A 19,863-nucleotide genomic window follows, 5' to 3' on the forward strand; every position below is an offset into this window, starting at 1 on the left:
GTCGAAGAAGCGGGGCTAGCCGGCGACTGTCTCCGCCGGCAGCAGGTGCAGGGTCGTGGCCATCCGCTCGGTCGCCCGCTCCATGAGCTCGGCCATCCGCTGCTGGGGCGTGGTGCCGGTGACGATGCCCATCCACGACGTTCCCGGCGTCGGCACGAAGGCCTGGACGGTGTAGGCGGTGCGCCCGGCCCCCTCGACCGGCTCGATCCCGGTGTCGGCGACCGAGCGCTGCAGCACGCACACGGAGTACCGTCCGGCGAACTGTCGCACGTCACCGCCCCCCTCGGCCATCATCTGGGCCAGCGCGGTGTCCGCCTCGATCGGCGACGTTCGCAACCAGGCAAGGGACAACGAACCCATCAGCAGCTCGCCCGTCGCCCGGTCCACCCCTGCGTCGGCCGCCGTCAGCACCGCACCGGTCAGACCCGCCTGCGTGGCCATCCCGGTGAGCAGGTCGCGCAGCGCGACCTGCTTGTCCGCAGCCAGGTTGGACCAGCCCGGGGTGGCGGTGCACATCCGCTCGACGTCACCCTTGAGCTCCTCGGTCGGGCGGAGCACCTTCCACCCCGGTGGCACCTGGACCGTGTAGCGGAAGGGCGGCACACCCATCGCCATCTTCTCGCCGGGTCTGCCCAGGTCCCCCCAGGTCAACCGGCCCCTTTCGCCGGCCCCGCCCACCTCGGTAGTCATGGCGGCATTGTGCCTCACTCCGTCCACCTCTGCGGGTTGCGTCCGGCCAGGGCGGATGCGACTATGCGGCGGGGCCGCGCGGGGCGGCCATCGCCGCGGGAGGGGAGAGACGATGTCGGAGCCGGACGAGACACCGGTGTCCAACCCGTTGCGCTCGGAGCTGTCCCGACTGCTGTCCCAGGTCCAGGAAGCCCGGTCGCAGGTGCCTGGGATGGCTGGCCCGCTGTCCGCGATCGGCGACGGCCAGGCGTGGCAAGGACCCGCGGCCCGCCGTTTCCACAACCAGCACCTCTCACCCACCGCGCAGGCCCTCTACGTCCCGTTGGACCGCCTGGAGGATGAGGTGCGGGTCGCTCGCGACGCACAGCCGGCGGAGGTCTCACCGGAGCAGGCCGAGCTGATCCGGCAGCAGTGGGGGTTGTAGGCGATGGCACTGGTCCGGATCGACCACCGCGCCCTGGGTGAGGTCAACCGTGACCTCGACCGGGTGACCGAAGCGGTGGGGGGCAGTATCGAGACCCTGCGCGGCTCCTTCCTCCGGCTGGGGGTCGGCACCGGCAACCTGGACGCCGCGCTGACCGCCCGCGACGACCTGGAGCGGGACATCCTGCCCGCGCTGCAGCACCGTCAGGCGGAGGCGCAGCGGGTCGCGGAGCTGCCCTACTCCGGTGCGCTGACCGACCAGGTGGCCTCGGCCGACCTTGTCGTCGGCCCGCAGCCACCCGCCCCGGAGACGTCGATCAGCGCGCTCACCGGCGGCGGCTCTGCGGTGCCGGTCGAGCCGACCCTCTGCGTGCCGGACCAGCCCGAGGAGCTCCCGCCGGAGGAGCCACCGCTGTTCTCGATCGGCGGGCTGCGCAACCTCGCCGGGGACATCGGCGGTGCACTCCAGGACGGCGCGGAATGGCTGGCCGGCAAGGTCACCGAGGCATGGGACGCCCTGGGCGAGGCGGTCTCGGAGGCCTGGAGCTCCTTCGTCTCGTGGTGGGATGAGCTCACTGCCAACCTGGGCGCCTGGATCGACGAGAACCTCGCCGCGGTCCGGATCTGGATCCGGGACAACGTGGTCATCCTCCGGATCATCGCGATCGTGCTGAAGGTGGTCGGCTGGATCATGGTCGTCGTCGGCGTGGTGCTGCTCATCCTGGCGGTGGTCGCGAGCCTGACCGGTGTCGGGGCGCTGGCCGGGGTGCCAGGCGCGGGGGTGGCCATCGCGCTCATCGGCTGGGGCTTCGCCGCGGTCGGCGCCGGGGACATGGTCGACACCATCGCCGACTGGGGTGAGGGCAAGATCGACGGCCAGGAGCTCGTCCAGGCCCTCGCCCTGGAAGGCGCCCTGACCCTCGTCTCAGCCATCATTCCCTTCGGCTTCCTGGGCAAGCTGGGCAGTCGGCTGCTCGACGCGCTCCCCAGCTCGATGAACCAGAGGGTCCGCGACTTCATCGAGCGGCTCTTCCGGGGCACTCCCCACCCGACCCCCGGGCGCCCGCCGCGGGGCAACGTCGACATGGACGATCTGCCGCCCTGGAGCAGGCCCCGCGACCCGGACCGGACCGGCCCCGACGGGCACCTCTACCCGGACGACTTCCACCCGACCGGGCGGATGAACGAGCAGGAGTTCTACGACCGCTACTGGGACCCGCAGCGCGAATCCTGGAACTACCCGCCCAACGACGGCTTCGCCGGGCCGCCGGCCTCGACCACCCTGGAGCCCGGAGACGTCATCGACCGGTTCGGGCCACGCAGCGGCACCTACGTCTCCCCCGAGGGCATCCCCTTCGACCAGCGGGCGCTGCCGCCGTCGAGCGTGAACTTCAACTACGAGCGCTACCGCGTCGTCCGACCCATGGACGACGTCCTCGAGGGCGACATCGCGCCGTGGTTCGAGCAACCGGGAGGCGGGTGGCAGTACCAGCTGCCGCACGATGTGCAGTGGTACATCGACCACGGCTACCTGGAGCCGATCCCATGACCCTGGACGAGCAGGCACGCTCGGTGCGGACGGTGCCGGAGTTGAAGGCCTTCCTGACCACGCTGGGCCGCAACCCAGAGGCGATCGGTTACCTGCACGACCGCAACCAGCGGAAGGGCTCGGGGGAAATACTCCTGGAACGGCTGGCTGACGGCAGCTGGGAGGCGGCAGCGCACGAGCGCGGGAACGTGTTCAATCCCCGCCGGTTCCCCACCGAGCAGGAGGCTGTCCGGACCCTGGCGCTGGAGCGGCTGGAGTCGCATCGCCGCACCCCGGTGTCCACGATCACCCCCGAGGAGCTGGCTGAGATCGAGCGCACACGCGGGGCGCGGATGGAGCACTTCGCCGAACGCGCCCGCCAAGCCCGTGAAAGGCGCCGGGGCCGGTGACCGGCGCGCCGCCGCGCCGGGGCAGGATCGAGACATGACCTCAGACCACGACCGGCTCCGCGCCACCCTGGCGGACCTGCTCACCCAGCGGGGCCACCCGCACGACGTCGTCGTCGTCACCGCACCACCGGTGCCGGGGTCGCCGGTGCCGCCGGAGGGGCCGTGGGTGGTCGTCCCTCAGGAGGGTTTTGCTGTGGGTGGGGTGTCCCGTGGCTCCTTCCGGCCCTACGCCTGGGTCCGTACCGAGCAGGAGGTGGTCGAGCTGGTGCTCACCCTCCTCGGCCCCACCGCATACCCCCCGGTCCCGGCAGGCGAGAACCTGCTGGACCGGGGTCGGGCCACCTCGCGGGCGATCCAGGAACGGACGGCGAGGCGCGGGGGCGCCGCGGGCCCCGCCGAGCTGGCGCCGGGAGACCTGCTGGACCAGGTGGGGGCTGCGTCCGGCCACCACCTCTTCGCGCTGGGCACACCCTTCCCGATGCGTTCGCAGCCGCCAGGGGAAGTAGGTGGCCCCTATCACCGGTATGAGGTCCGGGCACCGCTGAGCCTGGCCCAGGAAGGCGTCGCCGCCCCCTGGTTCGAACAGCCCGGCGGCGGCGCGATGGTCGTCCTGGGCTACCCCGTCCGGTGGCACCTGGACCAGGGCGAGCTGGTCGAGCTCCTCGACGGCTGACCGACCCACGGTCCTCCGACGCTCGCGCCCTACCCTTGGACCGGAATGATGCGTCACACCCGTCGCGTCGACGACGGAAGTGACGCACCGTTCGGGCACCAGGGTCGGATCAGCCCCAGACCAGCGCCCTGCCCGGGTCCTCCATGAGCGCGGCCAGGTCGGCCAGGAAGCGCGAGCCGAGCTCGCCGTCGATGTGCCGGTGGTCGAAGGCGACCGCGAGCTGGGTGACCCAGCGCGGCTCGATCCGCTCGTCCGCGCCGGTGCCGACCACCCAGGGCATCCGCCGGACCGCACCGAAGGCCACGATCGCGGACTCGCCCGGGTTGATGATCGGGGTGCCGGTGTCGACGCCGAAGACGCCCACGTTGGTGATCGTGATCGTGCCACCGGACTGGTCGGCCGGCTGGGTGCGGCCGGCCTTCGCGGTGGCGACCAGGTCCTGCAGGGCCTGGGCCAGCTGGCGCAGGTCCATCAGGTCCGCGTCCTTGATGTTGGGCACGATGAGCCCACGCGGCGTCGCGGCGGCAATCCCGAGGTTGACGTAGTTGCGCCGCACGATCTGCTGCGCCTGCTCGTCCCAGACCGCGTTGATGCCGGGGTTGCGGCGCACCGCGATCGTCATCGCCTTGGCCAGGATCAGCAGCGGGCTGATCTTCAGGTCAGCCATGCCGTACGAACGGTCGGTCTTGAGCCGCTCCACCAGCTCCATCGTGGCGGTGACGTCGACGGTGATGAACTCGGTGACGTGCGGGGCGCTGAACTTCGAGGAGACCATCGCCTGGGCCATCATCTTGGTGACGCCCTTGACGTCGACCCGCTCTTCGCGCTCGCCGCTACGGTCGAACTGCGGACGCTGGTAGGGAGCGGACACAGGAGCGGCCGCGCCGGCCGCACCCTCGGCCAGCCCGCCGGCCGGAGCCGCGTCGCCGGTGGCCGCACCCTGGCCCGCGGGAGCCGCGAGCTCGGCGGCCGCGTGCTGCGCCGACGGCGAGGCAGCGGTCCCGGCCAGGTAGGCGTCGACGTCGGAGCGGCGGATCACGCCGTCCTCGCCGGCCGGCGTGACCTGGGTGAGGTCGACACCGCGGTCCTTGGCGTACTTGCGCACCGGCGGGGTGGAGCGCACCTTGCGCGGCCCCACGCTCTCGGCCTGCGCCTCAGCCTCGGCCGCACCGCGCCGACGGCGACGGGTGGTGGAGCCCTCGATCGCGCCATACCCGACCAGCACGGCCTCACGCTTGGCCCCCTCCTGCGCGCTCTCCCCACCCGCGGGGAGCGTGGGCACCAGATCATCGGAGGCCGCGGTCGCCGCGTCGGTGACGTCCTCGACGCTGGTCGTGCCGGACCCGCCCTCAGCAGAGCCGCCGCCGCCGTCGCCGGTGTCGATGACGATGATCGGGGTGCCCACCTCGACCTCCACACCCTCCTGGGCGAGGATCTCGGTCACCGTGCCGGCCCACGGGATGGGCAGCTCGACCAGCGACTTGGCGGTCTCCACCTCGACCACGATGTCGTTGGTCGCCACGGTGTCGCCGACCGCCACCTTCCACTGGATGATGGTGGCCTCGACGAGACCTTCACCGGGGTCCGGAAGCTTGAACTCGGGCACGAGGGGCTCCTTGCGGGTTGTGCGCGGGTGCGGGGACGAGCAGGGGTGTGCGGTGCGTGCGGCCGCGTCAGTCGGCGGGCTGGCCGCCGGTCAGTAGTCCATGACCGTCTCGACGGCGTGCAGGACGCGGTCGAGGTCGGGGAGGAAGACCTCCTCGTGCCGGCTGGGCGGGTAGGGGATGTTGTAGCCGCCGACCCGCAGGACCGGCGCCTCGAGGTGGTAGAAGCAGCGCTCCTGGACGTGCGCGGCCAGCTCAGCGGTGATGCTGGAGAAGGTCTGGGCCTCCGACAGCGCGATGCACCGCCCGGTCTTGCTCACCGAGGCCTCGATGACGTCGATGTCCAGCGGCGACAGCGAGCGCAGGTCGACGACCTCCAGCGACGGGCCGTCCTCCAGCTCGGCAGCCTGCGCGGCGGCGAGCGCGACCTTGACCGAGGGGCCATAGGTCAGCACGGTCACGTCGTCGCCCTCGGCGCGGATCACGGCCTCGCCCAGGCCATGGGGGGCGTCGGCCAGGTCGGGCGCCGAGCCGAGACCGGCGAGGTCGAGCACGCCCCGCTCGTGGTAGCGCCGCTTGGGCTCGTAGAACACGACCGGGTCGTCGCTGGCGATCGCCTGCTGCATCATCCAGTAGGCGTCGTCGGTGGTCGAGCAGGTGACGACCCGTAGGCCGGCGGTGTGCGCGAAGTAGGACTCGTTGGACTCGCTGTGGTGCTCGACCGCGCCGATGCCGCCGCCGTAGGGGATGCGGATGACCATCGGCAGCTTGAGCTTGCCCAGGGAGCGGTAGTGCATCTTGGCGACCTGGCTGACGATCTGGTCGAAGGCCGGGTAGACGAAGCCGTCGAACTGGATCTCGACCACGGGCCGGTAGCCGCGCAGGGCCAGCCCGACCGCGCTGCCCATGATCCCGGCCTCGGCCAGCGGGGAGTCGACGACGCGGTCCTCGCCGAAGTCCTTCTGCAAGCCCTCGGTGATGCGGAAGACGCCGCCGAGCTTGCCGACGTCCTCGCCCATGAGCAGGACCTTGGGGTCGCGCTCCATGGCGGCGCGCATGCCTGCGTTCAGGGCCTTGGCGATCGTCGTCCGCTGGCCGGTAGCGGAGGTGGTGCTCGATCTACTCATGAGGTATGCGGTTTCCTTCCTCAGTCCTCGAAGCCGGCGTGGTAGTCGGCGAAGGCCTTGGCCTCGCGCTCGACCAGCGGGTGCGGCTCGGCATACACGTGCTCGAACATGTCCGGGTGCGGCGGGTCGGGCATGGTCTGGCAGGCGTGCCGGATGCGCGTCGCCAACTCGTCGGCCTCAGCCTCGATCTCGCTGAGCCAGGCGTCGTCGATGATGCCCTCGGCGAGCAGGTACTTCTTCATCCGGTCGATCGGGTCCTTCGTCTTCCAGACGTCCACCTCGGCCGAGATCCGGTACTTCGTCGGGTCATCGGAGGTGGTGTGCGCGCCCATCCGGTAGGTGAAGGCCTCGATGAGGGTCGGCCCCTGGCCGGACCGGGCGCGCTCCAGGGCGGCCCGGGAGACGGCATACGAGGCCAGCACGTCGTTGCCGTCCACCCGCACGCCGGGGAAGCCGAAGCCGTCGGCGCGGCGATAGGGCGGGATGACGAACTGCCGCTCGTTGGGCTCAGAGATCGCCCAGTGGTTGTTCTGCACGTAGAAGACGACCGGCGCGTTGGTGACCGCTGCGAAGACCAGGGCCTCGTTGTAGTCGCCCTGGGCGGTCCCGCCGTCGCCGGTGAAGGCCATCACGGCGGTGTCGCGGTCGGTGTCACCGGTGGCGACGTCGCCGTCTCGCTGGACGCCCATCGCGTAGCCGACGGCATGCAGCATCTGGTTGCCGATGACGATCGTGTAGAGGTGGAAGTTGTTCTCGCTCGAGTCCCACCCGCCGTGGTTGACCCCGCGGAACATGCCCAGCAGGTTCTCCGGCTCCACGCCCTTGCACCAGGCGACGCCGTGCTCGCGGTAGCCGGGGAAGGCGTAGTCCTGCGGCCGCATGGCGCGACCCGGACCGACCTGGGCTGCCTCCTGGCCGAGCAGGCTGGGCCACAACCCCAGCTCGCCCTGCCGCTGCAGCGCGAAGCCCTCGGCGTCCACGCGACGCACCAGGACCAGGTCGCGCAGCATCCCGCGCAGCGCGTCCTCGTCGAGCTCCTCGAGGTAGGCGGCGTAGGGGCTGTTCACGTCCGTCACCGGGACCCGGGTACCGTCCGCGGCGAGGAACTGGACCATGTCCGGTCCGCCGTCGGTGATGTCCCGCTCTGGTGGCTCGTGACTCTCGGGACTGGTGCCTGGGTTCCCGCTGGGGGCATCGGCCACCTGGGCCGACACGACGTCCTCGTCGCTCACGCGCAAACTCCTTCTCGTCAGGCCGGCACCGGCGCAGGTGCCTCGTGCGGCCTAGCGGTACGGGTGTGGTTCGGCGTCACGTTACCGCAGACGTCAACCTGACCCGAGGGCAGGATCCGCCGGTCGCGACGAGCCCCGGGGTCAGGGTCCGTCGATGGGGAGCTCGGCCGCGAGGAACTCCTGGGTCTGCGCCCACGCGGCCTTGCTGGCCTCCTCGTGGAAGAACAACGGGTTGGGGTTGTCGAAGGCGTGCCCTGCCCCCGCGTGCAGCTCGAAGCGCACCTGCTCGCGGGCGCCGCCGTCGGTGACGGCCTCACGGATCCGCTCCACCTGCTCCATCGGGATGTAGTCGTCGTCGGTGCCGAAGACGTGCAGGCTGGGGCACTCGACCTGCGGGGCGAGGTCCAGCAGCTGCGGCAGCGTGGAGCCGTAGTAACTGACCAGGGCGGCTGCGGGGCGGCCGGCAGTGGCTGCGGCGGCGGCCACGTTGAAGGCCAGCCCGCCCCCGAGGCAGAAGCCCAGCACCGCGACCTTCTTCTTCTTGACCGGGCCGAGCCGGCCGAGAGCGCTCATCGCGGACAGGCCGTCCTTGACCGCGAGGTCCCAGTTGAGCTTGCCGCCCAGCTCGAGAGCCTCCGCGAGCGCGTCCTGCGGCTCGACGCCGTGCTCCTGGACCGCGGCGACCGGCGGGTCGAGGCGGGCGAAGAGCTGGGGTGCCAGCACGGCATACCCGAGCTCGGCGAGGTCGGCGCAGCGTGCGCGGACGTAGTCCGACAGGCCGTAGATCTCCTGGAAGACCACGATCCCGGGGACGAGCCCGGTCGCCCGCTGGGGCAGCCAGAGCAGGGAGGGCAGCGGACCCCTGGAGGTCATGATCTGGTGCGGGAGCATGGCGGACATCAGCGCTTGTCCTTGCTGGGGAGGATCATGCCGGTGACCACACCGACGGCGGAGACGATGAGCGCGCCGAGGACGGCGTCCCACCAGAAGCTCTGGACGGTGAAGTCCAGACCGAGCACCCCGGCGAGCCACGAGGTCAGCGACAGCATGAGCGCGTTGACCACGACGAGGAACAGTCCGAGGGTGAGGACGATCAGGGGGATGGAGATGATTTTCAGCAGCGGCTTGACCACCGAGTTGAGCACGCCGAAGACCAGAGAGACCAGCACCACGCTCAGCGCCAGGTCACCGCCTTCGCCGCCGAACTCGATGCCGGGCACGACCGCCGCAGCCACCCAGAGGGCGACTGCGTTGGCCAGGATGGCGAGCACGAACGTCATGGTCTTCACTCTACGTCCGGGCCCTGAACGTGGGACGCCGGCGCCGCCGTCACCACGGCGACTCACCGACCCTCGCCCCACACGACCACGACTTCTCCCTGCACGACCACGACTTACCGTCCCTGTGAGTGCTGATCCCCCGGAAACATCCGGCCCCCAGCACCACAAGGGCCGTCAAGTCGCAGGCCCTCACTATCCTGTGCGCATGAGCGACCAGCCGTGCCCCGTCCGCCTGCGCACCTCCCTGGAGGGTGTCCCTGCCTACACCCCCGGCAAGCCGGCCGCGCCGATCGAGGGCGTGACGTCCTACAAGATCTCCTCCAACGAGAACCCCTATCCCCCGCTGCCGTCCGTGCTGGACGCGGTGACCACGGCGGCGCAGGCGATCAACCGCTACCCGGACATGGGTGTGGTGATGCTCAGCCAGGCACTCTCCGACCACCTCGGCGTGCCGGTGGAGCAGATCGCGACCGGCACCGGCAGCGTGGCCGTGCTCTCCCAGCTGGTCGCGATCACCTGCGAGCCGGGCGACGAGGTCATCTACGCCTGGCGCAGCTTCGAGGCCTACCCGATCGTCATCGCCCTCTCCGGTGCGCAGTCGGTGCCGGTGCCGCTCGACGCCGATCACCGCCACGACCTGGAGGCGATGGCCGCCGCGATCACCGACCGGACCCGTCTGGTGCTGGTCTGCACCCCGAACAACCCCACCGGCCCGGCGGTGCGCGAGGACGAGCTGCGGGCCTTCATCGCCAAGGTGCCGCAGGACGTGCTGGTCGTCATCGATGAGGCCTACCTGGAGTTCACCACGCAGGACACCGTCCCCGACGCGCTGGCCCTCGCCGCCGAGCACCCCAACGTCGCCGTGCTGCGCACCTTCTCCAAGGCCTACGGCCTGGCCGGCCTGCGGGTCGGGTATGCCGTCGCCCACCCCACCGTCGCCACCGCCCTGCGCAAGGCCGCGACGCCGTTCGGGGTCACCGACCTGGCCCAGGAGGCCGCGATCGCCAGCCTGCGCGCCTACGACGAACTCGAGGTCAGGGTCAAGGAGCTGGTCGCCGAGCGCGAGCGGGTCGTCGCCGCGCTGCGCGAGCAGGGCTGGGAGATCCCGGACGCGCAGGGCAACTTCCTCTGGTTCCCGATCGGTGACGACGCGGTGCCCTTCGCCCAGGCCTGCCAGGCCCGCGGTCTCATGGTCCGCCCCTTCGCCGGTGACGGCGTCCGCTGCACCATCGCCGAGCCCGAGGCCAACGACCGCCTGATCGGCAGCGCTGCCGAGTGGCTCGCCACCCGGCCCCGCCCCTGACGCACAGAACACGCCACATCGCCCACAGAACACGTCGTAGGGCCCAACAGAACACGCGACAAGGCCTGATAGAACACGCCCGGCGGGCAAGACGAGGGCGGCGGGACGACATACCCTGGCAGGTATGAGCGAGCCGCAGATCGTCCACCATCCGGACCACAAGCGCTGGGAGGCGATGGTGGGAGAGGGGCAGGACGCGCGCTCGGTCGGCTTCCTCTCCTACGAGATGCGGGGCGACGTCATGGACATGCAGCACACCGTGGTGGACCCCGCGATGCGCGGGCATGGCCTGGGCGGGCGCCTGGTCGAGGCGGGGCTGCAGCACGCGCGGGCCGAGGGGCTGCGGGTGCGGCCGACGTGCCCGTTCATCCCGCCGTACATGGCGCAGCACCCCGAGCACCTCGACCTCCTGGAGGGGGCCCCCAAGGTCGGCGAGAGCGATGGCTGACGTCGAGCAGGTTCTCATCCGCGACGCGGCGATCCGGCTGGGGCAGCTGCTCAAGCTGGCGTCTCTCGTGCCGGACGGTTCGATGGCCCGCATGGTCATCGAGAACTCCGAGGTCACCGTCGACGGCGAGGTCGTCGTCCGCCGCGGCACGCAGGTGCGGCCGGGGCAGGTCGTGGAGTATGCCGGCCAGCGCGTCACCCCGGTGAGCGTAGGCGACGGCGCCTAGGCAGGGGTCAGCGGCGGCGGGGTTCCGCAGAACGCTGCACGGGTGGGATCATGGGTGGATGCAGACTCCACCCGTCGCCCTGACGATCGCGGGCTCCGAGGCCACCGGTGGTGCCGGGGCCCAGGCCGATCTCAAGACCTTCCAGCAGCACGGTGTCTTCGGCACCATCGCCCTGACCTGCATCGTCTCCTTCGACCCGAAGGCCGACTGGGGTCACCGGTTCGTGCCGGTCGACCCGCAGGTCATCGCCGACCAGCTCGAGGTCATCACCACCACGTATGGACCCGAGCTGCTCGAGGTCGCCAAGATCGGCATGCTGGGCACCCCCGCCACGATCGAGACCGTCGCCGGCGCGCTGCGTGAGCGGGGCTTTGGTCACGTCGTCCTGGACCCGGTCCTGATCTGCAAGGGCCAGGAGCCCGGCGCCGCCCTCGACACCGACCGCGCGCTCAAGGCGCAGGTGCTGCCGCTAGCCACGTTCGTCACCCCCAACCACTTCGAGACGATGTCGCTGTCGGGGATGGACACCATCGAGAGCGTCGAGCAGCTGACCGAGGCGGCCCGGCGCATCCATCAGGCCAGCGGCGCCGTCGTCCTGGCCAAGGGGGGCGTGCACCTACCCGGCGACGACGCGATCGACGTCTACGTCGACGCCGATCGCACCGAGATCCTCTCGGCGCCCAAGATCGGCGACGGGGTGCAGGTCGCCGGCGCTGGCTGCACCCTGGCGGCCGCCGTCGCGGCCCAGCTGGCCCTCGGCGCGACCCCGCTGGAGGCAGCCCGGTCCGCCAAGGATTTCGTCACTCGCGGCATCCAGGAGCGCCTGGCCAGCAACGCCCCGTTCGACGTGGTGTGGCAGGGCTCCTGACCGGCGTGCGGTAGAAAGTGAGCATGTCGCTCTCCCACGGCGCAATCGTGCCCGTCGAGGGGTCGCTGGCCAAGGGCCTGCCGATCATGCTGCTCGGCGGCGTGCTGGCGTGGGTCGCCGGACACGCGTGGAGCGGGCGCGGCGATGGCGTCCTGATCTTCCAGCTGGTGATGGTCTTTGGCACCCTGGCCACAGTGTCGGTCCCGGCCCAGCTGGTCGCTTGGCCGCGAGCCAGGCCGTGGCTGATGGCTACCTTGGGCGCCCTAGGCCTGGGCGTGCCCTGGCTGTTCGGCCTCGCGGTCCAGCGCGGGGGCCAGGACATCGCCCTGCAGACCACGCTCATCACCGTAGCCGCGTGGATCCTGGTGTATGCCGTGACCTGGGCGACCCGGCGCGTGCTGCGGCGCAGCTTGTCCGAGTAAGAGCACCCCTGCAGCGCAGCCTGCGCAGAGCGGCTGATCAGAGCCAGGCGACGCGGTCGGCGAGGGCGGCGTAGCCGACGAAGGCCACCACGTCGAGGAGGGTGTGCGCGATGACCAGGGGCATGACGCGCCTGGTCCGGGTGTAGACCCAGCCGAGGAAGATCCCCATAACGATGTTGCCGACGAACCCGCCGAAGCCCTGGTAGAGGTGGTACGTACCGCGGATCAGCGCCGACGCCAGGATGATCGCCCACATCGACCAACCCGCCTGGGCCCATCGGGTGAAGAGGTAGCCGACCATGAGCACCTCCTCCAGCACCGCGTTCTGGATCGAGGCAAGGATGAGGACCGGCACCGCCCACCAGACCGACGGCAGGTTGGCCGCGGCGATGGTGGTGTTCAGCCCCAGCTCCCGCGCGGCGAGATAGAGCCCCAGGCCGGGGATGCCGATCGCCGCCGCGAGCAGGACCCCCAGCAGCAGGTCGCGTCCTGGCCGGGCGAGGTCGAAGCCCTGCAGCCGGGCCGGCCGGCCCAGCTCACGGGCCAGCAGGTGCAGCGCCAGCACGACCGGCACCAGCGCGATCGCGATCCCCGCGAGTTGGTAGGCCAGGTCCAGCCACGGCCGGTCCGGGGCCGAGCTGGTGTTCATCCGTGTGGTCTGAGCCGACAGCGGTGCCTCGGCGGTGAGCTTGCGCAGGATGCTGAGCACCGCCCAGACCGCGGAGGCACCCAGGCTGACGCCGAGCACGAGGACGGTCTCGGCCAGCAGGGTGCGGCGCGGCAGCGGGCTGGCCGGGACCGCCAGGGTCTGCATCATCGGGGTCGGCCCCGCAGGTCCCACCTCGGCGCGCGCGCTCGTCATGCGCACACGGTATGCGCAGGCCCCGACGTCAGGGGGTGGCGACCTCAGTCGTCGTCGTCATCATCGTCGTCATCATCATCGTCGTCATCGCAGTCCCACTCCCACTCGTCGTCATCCCACTCCCAGCAGGGGCCAGGAGGACCACCGGGGTTGGGGGCAGGCTGGACCGGGGCGGGCTGGACCGGGACCGGCTGGACCGGGGCGGGCTGGACCGGGATGGGCTGCGCGGGGGCCGGTTGCACCGGAGCAGGCTGAGGCGCGGGCTGAGGCGCAGGCTGTGGCGCAGGCTGGCGTGCGGCCCGCTCCTCTTCCTCCTTCTGCGCCTCGGCGGCAGCCTTCTCGGCGCTGGCCTTTTCTGCAGCCGCTTCGTCGGCGGCAACGCGCAGATCCTCCGAGAGGGTCCGGCTCCCGATGCGGACGCCCTCGAAGACGCCCCGCAGTGAGCTGATCGTGGCTGCCATCACCTTGTCGTCGATCCCGTCGGCCGCGTCCAGCTGCTCCTCGGCGGCCTGGGTGGCGGCCGCCCCATCAGCTGCCGCATCCTCAGCCGCAGCACCGTCAGCCGCAACACCGTCCCCGCCCGGGGCCGCGGAGACGGCCTCCGGGTCGACGGCCGAGACGGCCACGACGCCGGCCAGGTCCTGGTCGCCGTCGGAGGCTGCATCGAGCCACAGCCACACACCGGCCAGGCCGACGAGAACCAGGGCGAGAGCGGATGCGAGAGCCTTCATGGCATCCATCCTGCCTGCGCGGAAGGAGATTTTCGTGAGAGCTCCATGAGAAGTTCTCATGGAGGACCTAGGGATCCTCGCTCCGCAGCGCAGTTCGTGGCCGCGGTGGGCAGCGCGGCTGCGGCTGTGCGGCCGAGCAGGATGAGGCCCGGAGCCATGAGACCCGGAGCCGCGCAGGTCCTGGCCGGCCGCCCAAGTGATCGCGTACGCTGTGGCGTGTCCGAGGCCGGCTCGGACCAGCCGGGTCTTGCCGGAGGCAGAGGCGGCACGTGCGGGTTCTAGAGGCAGCGGGCGATCCGCAGGAAGAGCAGGGCCGCTCCTGACATCCCACCCAGCTCAGCCACCAGGGTCGGACCCCTCGACCGCGGGTGCCGCTCGCTCCTCGGGGGCTGCTCCGCTCGACAGTCTGCTGGGTCAGGTCGGCCGTGGCGACCGGGCCGCTTTCGCCGACCTCTACGACGCCGTCGCACCGCGGCTGTACGGGCTGGCGCAGCGGGTCGTGCGCGACGCGGCGATTGCCGAGGAGGTCACCCAAGAGGTGTTCCTGCAGGTCTGGCGGGAGGCGGACCGCTTCTCCCCGGCCCGCGGCTCGGCCCTGGCCTGGCTGCTCACGCTGACTCACCGCCGCTCGGTCGACCGGGTGCGGTCCGAGCAGGCGCAATCCGACCGGCTCCATCGCTACGAATCACATGTGACGTCCGTGCCCTATGACACTACTGCCGAGGAGGCGGTCGGGCGGGTCGAGGCAGGGCGCGTCCGGACGGCGCTCGACCTGGTGGGCGAGCCCCACCGCACCGCGCTGCAGCTGGCCTATCTGGAGGGCCTGACTCACCGTGAGGTCGCCCAGCAGACCGGCGTGCCGCTGGGGACCGCCAAGACCCGGATCAGGGACGGGTTGCACAAGATCCGCCACGCCATGACAGGAGGTGAGCAGTGAGCGACCAGCATCAGACCCCGCCCGAGGGTGAGCCGCACGACCTGGCCGCCCCCTACGCGCTGGACGCGGTGGACGACCTGGAACGTGCCAGGTTCGAGGCCCACCTGTCCGGCTGTGCGGCATGCCAGGCCGAGGTCCGTGACCTTCGCGAGGCGGCGGCGCTCCTGTCCGCGGGTATGGAGCTCGCCCCGCCCGCCAGCCTCCGCCACCGCGTGCTCGAACAGGTCGAGACTCAGCCGCGCCGGCCTGAGTCCCCCGCAGCCGTCCTTGCGGTGGGCGGCGCCTCGCGCGACGAGGCCCAGCCGGCCCCGGCGGCGGCAGGCCGCCCCCGCCGGGGTTGGTGGCTGGCCGCAGCCGCGGCTGTGGTCATCGGCACGGGGGGCTACGTGGCCACACAGGTCCTGCAGGAGCCGGACCCGTCGGCACGCATCGTGCAGGCGCAGGACGCGCGGGAGTTCGACGCGACCACCGGCGAGGCGACGGTGATCGCCTCCGCCGAGCAGGGAGCGGCACTGCTCCGACTGCCGGCAGACCTGGAGCCACCCCCACAGGGGCAGGTGTACCAGGCCTGGTACGTCGGCGGGGACGGCTCGGCCCGGTCGGCGGGTCTGCTGACCGGTGACGTCGTGCAGGAGCGTGAGGTCGTCCTGCAGGGTGACCTGAAGGGGGCCGCCGCCGTGGGGCTGACCCTCGAGCCGGAGGGTGGCTCGGACCAGCCGACGAGCGAGCCGTTCGCCGTGGTCCCGCTCGGCTGACGGCGGCATACCCGCGCTGCGGGCAGCGGCCTGTCCACCCGCCGCTACCCGCCCGCCGCTGTCCACCCGCCGCGGGGACGAGCAGCCGCGAGCCCAGCAGACCTTTGAGCATCGCGGACACGACCAGGGCCGTGGGGGCACGACGGCCCCCACGGCCCTGGCGGGTGAGCTCGTTGGTCACGGTCGGCTCACCCGCGCACCCGGCGGCGGGCCACCACCTGGGTGTCACTACATGATTCGGCGCCGGCGGGATCATGGATGGCAGATGTGAGCAGCATCACGATTTCATGCCAGACCAGGCACTCAGCCGCCCAGGGCAGCCCAGCGCCGCTCGGCCCAGGCCAGCACCCGCTCCCGCCAGCGCGGCCGGAAGGCATACACCGCCGCCAGCCGCGTCACCGTCGCCCGCTCGGCCAGCACCCGCCTGTCCTCCCCCACCCGGGCCGCGGTCAGCACGCCCTTCACCGCATCCACCACCGTCGGCACCGCCTCGGCCGGCCACAGTCCCTGGGCATGCCGCAGGTCGGCGTGCACCGCGAGGTTGAGTGGGTCGAGCGCGGGCTCGGCAAGGCAGAGCGTGTCGAGGTCGAGCACGCCGAGCCGGGTGCCGTCCCAGAGCAGCTGCTGGTCGTGCAGGTCGCGGTGGGTCACCACGAGCCCGCCGGTCGTCTCGCCGGCCGCCATCCCCAGCTGCCGCGCCGTCTCTGCCAGCCGCTGCGGCCACGGCGTCCCGTCCAGCATCCCGGTGGCCGCTGCGCGGGTCGCCCACCCGCGCAGCACCTGCGCCTCGTCACCCCCGGTATGCCGTGCCAGCCCGGCTGTCGCCTCACCGCCGAGCCCCTGCAGCCGGGCCCACGAAGCCGCCCAGGTCTCCCAGATCCGCGGCCAGGACGGGTCCGCGTGCAGCCGGTGCACCGGTCGGCCGGGCAGCACGGAGAGGTCGACGACCGAGTCGTCGTGACCGAGCACCGAGGGGGCAACCAGCCCGGCCGCCTCGACGAGCCGGCGCCCCGCCTCACTCGCCTCGGCGACACCGGGGGCCCGGCCGGGACGGAGCACCTTGGCGTAGCGGTCGGCCAGCTCGACGACCGCGCGGCGGCCCGCACGGTGGACGACGAGCCTGCCCCGCGCCGCCACGTCGGCGAGCGCCGGGAGCGTGTCGTCCGCCCCCGGCGGCAGCAGCTTCACCCTGCCGTCCAGGTCGACGGTCGCGGCACGCAGCCGGCTCCGGCCGTCCAGGCCCTCGACAGCCACCCGGGCCCGCTCGCCCACCGGCCAGGCCCGGCACACCTGGATGACCTCGCCGTCGGCCTGCACGGTCGAGGGCACCCGCCACCCGACGGGCACGGTCGCGTGCCCCCGGGCGACCCGTGCTCGAGGGCCCACGCCTTGGGCCAGCACCCCCGCAGCGAGCGCCGTGCGCCGCTCGACCTCGGCCTCCCAGCCCTCGTCCTGCGCGCGCCAGGGCTCGGTCACCCGGGACAGGAGCGCTGCGGCGACCCAGACGGGGTGGGGAGAGGGTGCGCCATACCCCTCCTGGACCGCCTCGACGGAGGTGCCCTCGATCAGCGCGACCGCCCAGAGGTTGCCCAGGTCGACCTCGGCCGGGCCGCGGCAGAGTCGGTCGAGGTCGCCGAGCACGACGCGGCCGTCGGTGGCGGCCAGGCACTGGTCGAGGGAGAAGTCGCCGTGCAGGACGACGTCTGCCCCCTCCCCGCGGGCGGAGGGCAGCTCGTCCAGGACCCCCGCGCGACGCGGCCGAGCTCGGGGGCGACCTGCTCTAGCTGCACCACGGTGCAGTCTGCGGCAGCCCGGACCTCGGGCCAGCCGCGTCGTTCCAGGCCGGTCACGGACGACGTGGGGACCTGGTGCAGGCGTGCCAGCAGCCGGCCGGTGCTCCGTTGCTCGTCCTCGGTGGCACCCCCCGAGAGGTCGCGCCCCTCGATCCATTGCCAGGCACTCACCCGGTCACCTGGCCGCATCCCGGTCGCGCGGGCCTGCTCCTGCGTCGCCGGGCGCAGCACGGGCACCCCGTGGTCGGTCAGCACCTGCACCGCGTGTGCCCAGCGCCACCGGTGCGGTTCGGCCGTGACCCGCACCACCGAGTCACCGACCCGCAGCACGAGCCGGCGCAGCGGGTTGTAGCGCAGCAGGGTCGCGGCGCCGAGATCGAGCCCTGCCAGGGCCCGGGCCAGCCGGGGGTCGGTCTCGACCGGACCCCAGACCAGCAGGGCACCGCTGGGCAGCGTCCGCTCTCCCAACCGGTCGGCGAGCCCCACCTCGGCCGCGACCAGCCGGGCCTTGTCCACCTTCACCCGGGTCGGCCCGATCAGCACCTGCACCCAGCCCACCGCCGCGCCGGTGGACCGGTCTGCCAGCGCCGCGACGTGCTTGACGCTGGGCTTGGGCCGAAGGCGGGTGGCGCGCACCGGCATCCCGATGAGCTTGCTCAGCCGGTCGGCGTCCAGCAGGAGGCCCAGGTGCGGGTCGGGCGTCCACGGGGCGGGCCCGGGCAGCCGCAACGACCCGAGGGCGTGACGTGGGCTGCGCAGCTCAGCCATTGAGGTCCTCCAGCACGCGCTCCCAGGGCGCCTCGTCGGGCGGGCCCTGCCAGGTCACCTGACCCTCCTCGATGAGGATCAGACGGTCGGCCCAGCGGGCGGTCTCCAGGTCGTGGGTGACCATGACGCAGGTGCGGCCGCGGGCCAGCTCCTGGATGGCCTGGCTGACCAGCTCGACGTTCTCCGGGTCCAGCCCCGTCGTCGGCTCGTCGAGCAGCAGCACGGGCGCGTCGCGGAGGAAGGCACGGGCCAGCGAGATCCGCTGCTTCTGCCCGCCGGACAGGCTCGAGCCCCGCTCGGTGACCGTGGTCTGCAGGCCGTCGGGCAGCCGGTCGGTGAACTCCACGACCCGGGCCAGCCGGGCGGCGTGCAGCACCTCCTCGTCGGTGGCGTCCGGGCTGCCCTGGCGGATGTTGTCCTCGATCGTGCCGGTGAAGAGGATCGCGTCCTGCTGCACCAGGGCGACCTGGCGCCGCAGCACACCCAGGTCGAGGTTGCGCAGGTCGATGCCGTCGAGCCGCACGCTGCCCTGCTCCGGGTCCAGCAGCCGCAGCAGCAGCGAGATCAGCGTGGACTTGCCCGAGCCCGAGGGCCCGACCACCGCCACCGTCTCACCGGGCACCACCGCGAGCGACAGCCCGCGCAGCACCGGCACGCCGGGCTCGAACTCCAGGTCCACCTCGTCCAGGGCCAGCGCGCCCCGGACCTTGCGCAGCGGCAACGGGTGCGGCGGGGAGACGATGTCGGGCTCGACGTCGAGGATGTCCGCGACCCGCTCGCCGGAGGCGCTGGCGCGGGCGATGCGGCCGGTGTACTTGGCCAGGTCCCGCAGCGGCTTCATCGACGTCTTCAGGTAGGTCAGGAAGATCACCAGGTCACCGGGCGTCATCGCGCCCTGCAGCACCCGGGTCCCGCCCAGGTAGAGCACCGCGGCGGTCGCGATCCCGACGAGCACGTCGGTGCGGCGCTCCAGCGCGGCGGCCAGCTTCCGGGCCTTGACCCCGTCCTTGAGCGACTTGACGTTCGAGCCCCGGAAGTGCTGTGACCGGTCACCCTCCATGCCGTACGCCTGCACGTGCGTCATCCCCGCCATCGTCTCCTGGGCGATGTTGGCCAGGTCGCCCTCGCTGCGCCGCGTCTTGCGCGAGGCGGAGGTGATCTTGCTGGTGCTCGTCCGTGAGGAGAGGACGAAGACGAGGATCGCCCCCAGGCTGATGAGCGTCAGCAACGGGTCCAGCCAGGTCATCACGCCCAGCATCGCCACCAGGGTGAAGCAGTTGACCAGCAGCGGCATGCCGGCGGTCACGCCCACCTCCTGCAGCCGCCCCACGTCGGCGACCAGGCGCTGCACGACGTCACCGGAGCGCGCCTTGCCGTGGTAGGAGCGGGACAGTCCCTGCACGTGGTCGAAGACCCGCGCACGCAGCTGGGTGGCGATCCGGGAGCCGCCGAGCGCGAAGCAGACGGTGCTGCCGTAGTTGCTCACGGCGCGCAGCCCGACGATCGAGATCGTCGCCAGACCCGCGGCGATGAGCAGCTGGGTGGAGGCGCTCGGGCCGCTGCCGCTCAGGTCGGCGCCGAGGCTGCGGGTGACCGCATCGACGACCAGCTTGACCGGCCACGGCTCGAGCACGCGGAAGACGACCTCGAGCATGAGCAGCAGCCCACCCCCGGCCAGCAGCTTCTTCTGGCCATGGAGGTGGGGCTTGATCAGCCCCAGGGTGCGGCGCAGGGCCGTCGGCCGCAACGTCTCGGACGTCTCCGCCATGCGCGCCACCTTCCT

General features: G+C 72.0%; 22 protein-coding genes. 11 read left to right on the forward strand and 11 right to left on the reverse strand.

Going from position 1 to position 19,863, the window contains the following annotated elements; genetic code table 11:
* Nucleotides 1–15: 15 nt before the first annotated feature.
* Nucleotides 16–690: a hypothetical protein gene (locus FY030_RS14110; protein WP_158062177.1), complete on the reverse strand. Its 675-nt coding sequence runs from the start codon at nucleotides 688–690 to the stop codon at nucleotides 16–18.
* Nucleotides 691–802: 112 nt separating this feature from the next.
* On the opposite strand from FY030_RS14110, the gene FY030_RS14115 reads away from it, so the two are divergent.
* The 4 genes from FY030_RS14115 to FY030_RS14130 are packed head-to-tail and all read left to right on the forward strand — an operon-like array spanning nucleotide 803 to nucleotide 3,724.
* The gene (locus FY030_RS14115) at nucleotides 803–1,114 is read left to right on the forward strand and encodes a hypothetical protein (RefSeq protein ID WP_158062178.1); all 312 of its coding nucleotides are present in this window, start codon (nucleotides 803–805) and stop codon (nucleotides 1,112–1,114) included.
* A 3-nt stretch (nucleotides 1,115–1,117) separates the two neighbouring features.
* Nucleotides 1,118–2,662, forward strand: a complete 1,545-nt coding sequence (locus FY030_RS14120) for a TNT domain-containing protein (RefSeq protein ID WP_158062179.1) — start codon at nucleotides 1,118–1,120, stop codon at nucleotides 2,660–2,662.
* Complete coding sequence (locus FY030_RS14125; protein ID WP_158062180.1) at nucleotides 2,659–3,051, forward strand: hypothetical protein; 393 nt, start codon at nucleotides 2,659–2,661, stop codon at nucleotides 3,049–3,051. The genes FY030_RS14120 and FY030_RS14125 overlap by 4 nt, the downstream gene beginning before the upstream one ends.
* 34 nt (nucleotides 3,052–3,085) lie before the next feature.
* Nucleotides 3,086–3,724 (forward strand): TNT domain-containing protein, encoded by a 639-nt coding sequence (locus FY030_RS14130; RefSeq protein ID WP_158062181.1) that lies wholly within the window; start codon nucleotides 3,086–3,088, stop codon nucleotides 3,722–3,724.
* Between the two features lie 109 nt (nucleotides 3,725–3,833).
* Here FY030_RS14130 and FY030_RS14135 read toward each other — a convergent pair whose 3' ends face one another.
* The 5 genes from FY030_RS14135 to FY030_RS14155 form a co-directional block, all read right to left on the reverse strand.
* On the reverse strand, nucleotides 3,834–5,330 hold the full coding sequence (locus tag FY030_RS14135) for a dihydrolipoamide acetyltransferase family protein (RefSeq protein ID WP_158062182.1): 1,497 nt from the start codon (nucleotides 5,328–5,330) through the stop codon (nucleotides 3,834–3,836).
* 90 nt (nucleotides 5,331–5,420) lie between these two features.
* Nucleotides 5,421–6,455 (reverse strand): alpha-ketoacid dehydrogenase subunit beta, encoded by a 1,035-nt coding sequence (locus FY030_RS14140; protein ID WP_158062183.1) that lies wholly within the window; start codon nucleotides 6,453–6,455, stop codon nucleotides 5,421–5,423.
* 20 nt (nucleotides 6,456–6,475) lie between these two features.
* Entirely contained in the window at nucleotides 6,476–7,687 is a 1,212-nt protein-coding gene (gene pdhA, locus FY030_RS14145) for a pyruvate dehydrogenase (acetyl-transferring) E1 component subunit alpha (RefSeq protein WP_420371861.1), read from the reverse strand.
* A 141-nt stretch (nucleotides 7,688–7,828) separates the two neighbouring features.
* Complete coding sequence (locus FY030_RS14150) at nucleotides 7,829–8,587, reverse strand: dienelactone hydrolase family protein (protein WP_158062184.1); 759 nt, start codon at nucleotides 8,585–8,587, stop codon at nucleotides 7,829–7,831.
* Nucleotides 8,587–8,967, reverse strand: coding sequence for a phage holin family protein (locus tag FY030_RS14155; protein WP_158062185.1), 381 nt, complete (start codon nucleotides 8,965–8,967; stop codon nucleotides 8,587–8,589). The genes FY030_RS14150 and FY030_RS14155 overlap by 1 nt, the downstream gene beginning before the upstream one ends.
* Nucleotides 8,968–9,172: 205 nt before the next feature.
* Between FY030_RS14155 and hisC the strand changes: the two genes are divergently transcribed.
* The 5 genes from hisC (at nucleotide 9,173) to FY030_RS14180 (ending at nucleotide 12,234) form a co-directional block, all read left to right on the forward strand.
* On the forward strand, nucleotides 9,173–10,270 hold the full coding sequence (hisC, locus tag FY030_RS14160; protein ID WP_158062186.1) for a histidinol-phosphate transaminase: 1,098 nt from the start codon (nucleotides 9,173–9,175) through the stop codon (nucleotides 10,268–10,270).
* Nucleotides 10,271–10,394: 124 nt separating this feature from the next.
* Nucleotides 10,395–10,718, forward strand: a complete 324-nt coding sequence (locus FY030_RS14165) for a GNAT family N-acetyltransferase (protein WP_158062187.1) — start codon at nucleotides 10,395–10,397, stop codon at nucleotides 10,716–10,718.
* Nucleotides 10,711–10,944, forward strand: a complete 234-nt coding sequence (locus FY030_RS14170) for an RNA-binding S4 domain-containing protein (protein WP_158062188.1) — start codon at nucleotides 10,711–10,713, stop codon at nucleotides 10,942–10,944. Before FY030_RS14165 ends, FY030_RS14170 begins: the two co-directional genes overlap by 8 nt.
* Before the next feature lie 58 nt (nucleotides 10,945–11,002).
* Nucleotides 11,003–11,812: a PfkB family carbohydrate kinase gene (locus tag FY030_RS14175; RefSeq protein ID WP_158062189.1), complete on the forward strand. Its 810-nt coding sequence runs from the start codon at nucleotides 11,003–11,005 to the stop codon at nucleotides 11,810–11,812.
* Nucleotides 11,813–11,835: 23 nt separating this feature from the next.
* The gene (locus FY030_RS14180) at nucleotides 11,836–12,234 is read left to right on the forward strand and encodes a hypothetical protein (RefSeq protein WP_158062190.1); all 399 of its coding nucleotides are present in this window, start codon (nucleotides 11,836–11,838) and stop codon (nucleotides 12,232–12,234) included.
* Nucleotides 12,235–12,271: 37 nt separating this feature from the next.
* Here the strand turns inward: FY030_RS14180 and FY030_RS14185 are convergent, their stop codons facing one another.
* Nucleotides 12,272–13,048, reverse strand: coding sequence for a CPBP family intramembrane glutamic endopeptidase (locus FY030_RS14185; protein ID WP_420371889.1), 777 nt, complete (start codon nucleotides 13,046–13,048; stop codon nucleotides 12,272–12,274).
* A gap of 92 nt (nucleotides 13,049–13,140) precedes the next feature.
* On the reverse strand, nucleotides 13,141–13,827 hold the full coding sequence (locus FY030_RS16450) for a hypothetical protein (RefSeq protein WP_192498622.1): 687 nt from the start codon (nucleotides 13,825–13,827) through the stop codon (nucleotides 13,141–13,143).
* Between the two features lie 211 nt (nucleotides 13,828–14,038).
* On the opposite strand from FY030_RS16450, the gene sigK reads away from it, so the two are divergent.
* Complete coding sequence (gene sigK / locus FY030_RS14195) at nucleotides 14,039–14,764, forward strand: ECF RNA polymerase sigma factor SigK (RefSeq protein WP_272950560.1); 726 nt, start codon at nucleotides 14,039–14,041, stop codon at nucleotides 14,762–14,764.
* A complete protein-coding gene (locus FY030_RS14200) occupies nucleotides 14,761–15,519 on the forward strand; it encodes an anti-sigma factor (RefSeq protein ID WP_158062191.1) in 759 nt (252 codons plus the stop codon). The genes sigK and FY030_RS14200 overlap by 4 nt, the downstream gene beginning before the upstream one ends.
* A 303-nt stretch (nucleotides 15,520–15,822) precedes the next feature.
* Here the strand turns inward: FY030_RS14200 and FY030_RS17135 are convergent, their stop codons facing one another.
* From FY030_RS17135 to FY030_RS14215, 3 genes are read right to left on the reverse strand one after another with little or no spacing between them, the layout of a single operon-like run.
* Nucleotides 15,823–17,160, reverse strand: a complete 1,338-nt coding sequence (locus FY030_RS17135; protein ID WP_158062192.1) for a hypothetical protein — start codon at nucleotides 17,158–17,160, stop codon at nucleotides 15,823–15,825.
* On the reverse strand, nucleotides 17,085–18,080 hold the full coding sequence (locus FY030_RS14210; RefSeq protein ID WP_158062193.1) for an aminoglycoside phosphotransferase/kinase family protein: 996 nt from the start codon (nucleotides 18,078–18,080) through the stop codon (nucleotides 17,085–17,087). The genes FY030_RS17135 and FY030_RS14210 overlap by 76 nt, the downstream gene beginning before the upstream one ends.
* Nucleotides 18,073–19,848 carry an ABC transporter ATP-binding protein gene (locus FY030_RS14215; RefSeq protein WP_158062194.1) on the reverse strand — a complete coding sequence of 592 codons (1,776 nt, stop codon included), beginning with the start codon at nucleotides 19,846–19,848 and terminating at the stop codon, nucleotides 18,073–18,075. The genes FY030_RS14210 and FY030_RS14215 overlap by 8 nt, the downstream gene beginning before the upstream one ends.
* Nucleotides 19,849–19,863: the final 15 nt, after the last annotated feature.

Source organism: Ornithinimicrobium pratense (assembly GCF_008843165.1).
In the GTDB taxonomy this organism is placed as follows: Bacteria; Actinomycetota; Actinomycetes; order Actinomycetales; family Dermatophilaceae; genus Ornithinicoccus; species Ornithinicoccus pratensis.